The organism is Curtobacterium sp. B18, from assembly GCF_000333375.1.
In the GTDB taxonomy this organism is placed as follows: Bacteria; Actinomycetota; Actinomycetes; order Actinomycetales; family Microbacteriaceae; genus Curtobacterium.
This window is the reverse complement of sequence record NZ_BACZ01000039.1, coordinates 1-4339: the sequence shown is the minus strand read 5'-3', so window position 1 is coordinate 4339 and position 4339 is coordinate 1. Positions and strand designations below refer to the sequence as shown.

The following is a 4339-nucleotide window of genomic DNA, read 5'->3' as shown; positions in this document are numbered from 1 at the left end:
TTTCTGACGCACCCACCCGTGGGACGGGAGGTCGCGTCCGGAGCCGATCGCGCGCCGTCCAGCCGCGCGATGCGGACGAGCGCTGCGCGCTCCGTCCCCGGCTGGTGGCCGAGTACGGCCCCGATGCCGTCGAGCACGGCGCCGGCCGTCCGGCGGACCGGGAACTCGATCGGCCCGACGGACGGCGTCCGCAGCCCGAGCATCGAGCGGTGTCGTGGGTCGAGCGAGACAACCGCGCCGTCGAAGAGCGCGCGGTACCCGGGGCGCAGCAGGCGTGCGAGCGGCGGGTCCTTGATGAACCGGACGACGTCGAGCGTGCGCGCGGTCGCCGTGAGCTCGCCGCGGTCGAGGTACCCGTTCATCTGGGCGCGGAGCTCGGCATCGGACTCGGGAGCGTCCTCGACGCCCATCAGCCGGCCGGCGATCGCCCACTCGCGGACGTACGCGTCGGCGCCGCCGGGGATGGGGTCGCCCCACAGCTGCGCGCTGCGGAGGAAGGCGTCCGTGAACGCGAGGTGCACCCACCGGGCGAGGTCCGGGTCGTTGGCGGCGTAGGGCTTCGTGACCCCGTGCCCGTCGACGTACTCACCACGGACGCGTTCGTGCAGCTGCCGGACCCAGGCGCTCGCGGACCGCGCCGCCGTGGTGTCACCGTGCGAGACCGTGTAGATCCAGCGGATGGTGCCGGCGAGGCGGCCGAACGGGTCCTCGCGGTAGCGGGAGTGGTCGGCGACGCCCGCGAGCGCGCCGGGGTGCAGGGCCTGTACGAGGAGCGCCCGGACGCCGGCGAGGATCGTCTGCTTCCCGCCGTGCACCGACCAGGTCGCGGAGCCGGGTCCGAAGAACCCGGCGTCGGTTCCCTGCTCGAGCTCGTCGATCCACGCCGGGCGCTCCGTGGCACCACCGGTGAACGTGTCGTTGAGACGGGATCGGAAGGCGTCGGCGACAGAGGGCATGAGGCCATCGTCCGTCCTGCCCCTGACAACGCGCCCGGCATCGTGCGAACAGCGCATGCGCCGGCGTCGACGTCGGCGTCGGCGTCGGCGTCGACGAGCGGGCGGGCGGGTGCATGCGGGCGGGGCGCGTGCGTGCGATGCCTCCCAGCCGTCGCCCGGGTGGCCCGCTAGGTTGGTCGGCGTGAGCATCGACACGCCTCGTCCCTGGCTTGCCTCGTACGCCCCGGGGGTCCCGCACGACATCGACGAGCCGACGGGCTCGCTGTACGACATCGTGGAGCAGTCCTCCAGGCGCTTCCCGAAGAAGGTCGCGCTCGAGTTCTTCGGCAGGACGACGACGTACGCCGAACTCGAGGAGCAGATCCTCCGCGCGGCGAACGGTCTGCGCAAGCTCGGGGTGACCGCCGGCGACCGGGTGGCGATCGTCCTGCCGAACTGCCCGCAGCACATCGTCGCCTTCTACGCGGTGCTCCGCCTCGGCGCGGTCGTCGTCGAGCACAACCCGCTGTACACGCCTCGGGAGCTCCGGCACCAGTTCGAGGACCACGGCGCCACGGTCGCCATCGCCTGGGACAAGTCGGTGGCGTCGCTGCAGGACTTCCCCTCGGACGTGCGGCTCGACGCGATCGTCTCGGTGGACCTCACCCGGGCGATGCCGCGCAGCACCCGGATCGCGCTGTCGCTGCCGGTGGCGAAGGCCCGGGAGTCCCGGGCGAAGCTGACCACGAAGGTCCGCGGCACGACGAAGTGGGACGACCTCGTGTCGAACCGGAAGCTGTCGAAGCGCCATGCGCGCCCCGGCACCGACGACGTCGCGCTCATCCAGTACACCTCCGGCACGACCGGCGTGCCGAAGGGCGCGGTGCTCTCGCACGGGAACCTCATCGCCAACGCCGCGCAGGCGCGGGCGTGGGTGCCGCAGATCCAGCCGGGAGACGGCAGCGTGGTCTACGCGGTGCTCCCGATGTTCCACGCGTACGGCCTGACGCTCTGCCTGACCTTCGCGATGAGCATGGCCTCGCGACTCGTGCTCTTCCCGGCGTTCGACCCGGCCCTCGTGCTCAAGGCGATGAAGCACCACCCGCCGACCTTCCTGCCGGCGGTGCCCCCGATCTACGCCCGGCTGCAGCACGCGGCCGACTCGGCGAAGGTGTCGCTCCAGGGGATCCAGATCGGCATCTCGGGGGCCATGGCGCTCTCGAAGGAGGTCGTCGAACCGTGGGAGGCCCGCACCGGCGGCTACCTCGTCGAGGGCTACGGCCTGTCGGAGTGCTCCCCCGTGCTGCTCGCCAACCCGGTGTCCCCGGCTCGTCGGCTCGGGTCGATCGGCCTACCGCTGTCGTCGACCGAGGCGCGGGTGGCGGACCCGGACGACCCGACGAAGGTCCTCGGGACGGACGAACCGGGCGAGCTCCAGGTGCGCGGGCCGCAGGTCTTCCGCGGGTACTGGGGCAAGGCCGAGGCGACCGACGAGGTCTTCACGCCGGACGGCTGGTTCCGGACCGGCGACATCGTGGCGATCGGCGAGGACGGCTTCGTCCGGATCGTCGACCGCCTCAAGGAGCTCATCATCACGGGCGGGTTCAACGTCTCCCCGACCGAGGTCGAGGACGCACTGCTCAAGCACCCCAGCGTCCGCGAGGTGGCGGTCGTCGGCATCACCCAGGCGGGCAACGAGCAGGTCGTCGCCGCGGTCGTACCGAAGGACCCGGCGTCGTTCGACCCGGATGCCCTGCGTGCGTGGTCGCGCGAGCACCTGGCCGCCTACAAGGTGCCCCGCCGGATCGTCGTCGTCGAGGACCTGCCGCGGTCGATGATCGGCAAGGTGCTGCGGCGGAAGGTGCGGGACCGGATCCTCGGCGAGGACTGACCCCGCCCGCGGGGCGCGCCAGTCCGTCAGACTGCGACGGCGGTTTCACACCCCTGGCCGAATCCCCACACCGTCAGGCGCGCGTCCGCTCCGGCAGCGCGAGCACCGCCAGGCCGACCACGACGAGCGCGATCCCGACCCAGCCGCCGACGCCGAGGTGCTCCCCCACCACGAGCACGGCGAGGACCGCCGCCACGACGGGCTCGAACAGCGACAGCAGCGTCGCGACCGAGGCACGCACGGACCGCAGCCCGAGGGCGTACAGCGAGTGGCCGAGCACCGTCGGCACGAGCGCCAGGTACAGGAACACCGGCCAGTTCGACGCGACCCCGAGCGACGCGTGCCCGGCCACGACGGCGAGCACGACGAGCGGGAGGGCCGCCAGTCCGAAGACCGCCCCGACAAGGCCGCGCTCGCCCGACCGCGCCCGGACGACGTTCTCGGCCCCGGGACCGCCGGGCAGCGACACGCCACCCGGCAGCGCCCCGGGAGCGGACGCCCCGCGCATGCCCCGCGCGACCGCCCACGAGTACGAAGCGTAGGTCAGTCCGGCCGACAGCGCCGCCCCGAGTCCGAGCACGAGCGATCCACCCGCGCCGGAGCCCTCCGACCGCGCGAGCGTCACGACGACCATGCCGACCACGCTCACCAGGGTGGCGACGACCCACCGACCTGTGACGCGCCTGCCGTCGGCGACCCACTCGACGAGCCCCGCGAAGACGGGTGACGACCCGATGGCCACCGTCGTGCCGAGCGCGACGCCCGCGTCGGCGAGGGCCGCGTAGAACGCGACGGCGTAGACGACGAGCGACACCGCGCCGAGCAGCACCCACCGCCGACTGGCGGGGTCCCGGATCGCATCGAGGGTTCCGCGACGGGCGCCGGCGGCGAGGACGAGTCCGCCCAGACCGAACGTCACGGCACCGAACACGAACGCCGGGACGCCCGGCGCGAAGTGCGTCGCGGTGCCGGTGGTGCCCCACACGGCGGCGGCGACGAGGACGGCCGCGAGTCCGCCGGCTGGCCGGGAGGCGCGGCTCGCCGCCGTCCCGCCGGTCACGACACGTGGACGCTCGGTCGGCGGTTCACGTCGGGTTCGGCCTCGCGCAGGACCTCGCGCGTCACCGGGGCGACGTCGCCGACGCCGGTGAACACGAAGCGGATGGCGTTGCGGATGGGGCTGCCCTCGTTCCACTCGAAGTAGATGCTCGGCACCACCCCGGCGATGTCGCGGATCGCCAGCAACGTCGACGCGATGGTGTTCGGCACGTTGCCGGAGCGCACCTTCAGCACGCGGTGGCCGTGGATGACGTGCCCCTCGACGACCAGGTCTTCCTCGAAGTCGGAGGAGTCGGCCGGCAGCACCTCGAGGAACATCGTCGGTACGCGTGCCGGGATGCCGGAGTCGCGGCGCTCTTCGCGGCCCTTCGACCGGTACGCCTCGGCGGTGCCCGCACCGGGTTCGTTCGCGATGATGCAGACCGAGCTGAACTGGTCGGCGTTGGCCTAGACG

The 4339-nt window shown here is 73.0% G+C and carries 4 protein-coding genes; 1 reads left to right on the top strand and 3 read right to left on the bottom strand.

The window, feature by feature from the left end; genetic code table 11:
• Positions 1 to 956 (bottom strand): oxygenase MpaB family protein (locus tag I5E_RS01035; protein ID WP_022905363.1); only part of this gene is annotated, 956 nt, incomplete at its 3' end.
• 181 nt (positions 957 to 1137) lie between these two features.
• On the opposite strand from I5E_RS01035, the gene I5E_RS01030 reads away from it, so the two are divergent.
• Entirely contained in the window at positions 1138 to 2826 is a 1689-nt protein-coding gene (locus I5E_RS01030; RefSeq protein WP_022905362.1) for a long-chain-fatty-acid--CoA ligase, read from the top strand.
• A 73-nt stretch (positions 2827 to 2899) separates the two neighbouring features.
• On the opposite strand, the gene I5E_RS01025 is transcribed toward I5E_RS01030, so the two are convergent.
• Complete coding sequence (locus I5E_RS01025; protein WP_022905361.1) at positions 2900 to 3886, bottom strand: DMT family transporter; 987 nt, start codon at positions 3884 to 3886, stop codon at positions 2900 to 2902.
• Positions 3883 to 4203 carry a hypothetical protein gene (locus I5E_RS01020; protein WP_022905360.1) on the bottom strand — a complete coding sequence of 107 codons (321 nt, stop codon included), beginning with the start codon at positions 4201 to 4203 and terminating at the stop codon, positions 3883 to 3885. Before I5E_RS01020 ends, I5E_RS01025 begins: the two co-directional genes overlap by 4 nt.
• Positions 4204 to 4339 lie beyond the last annotated feature (136 nt).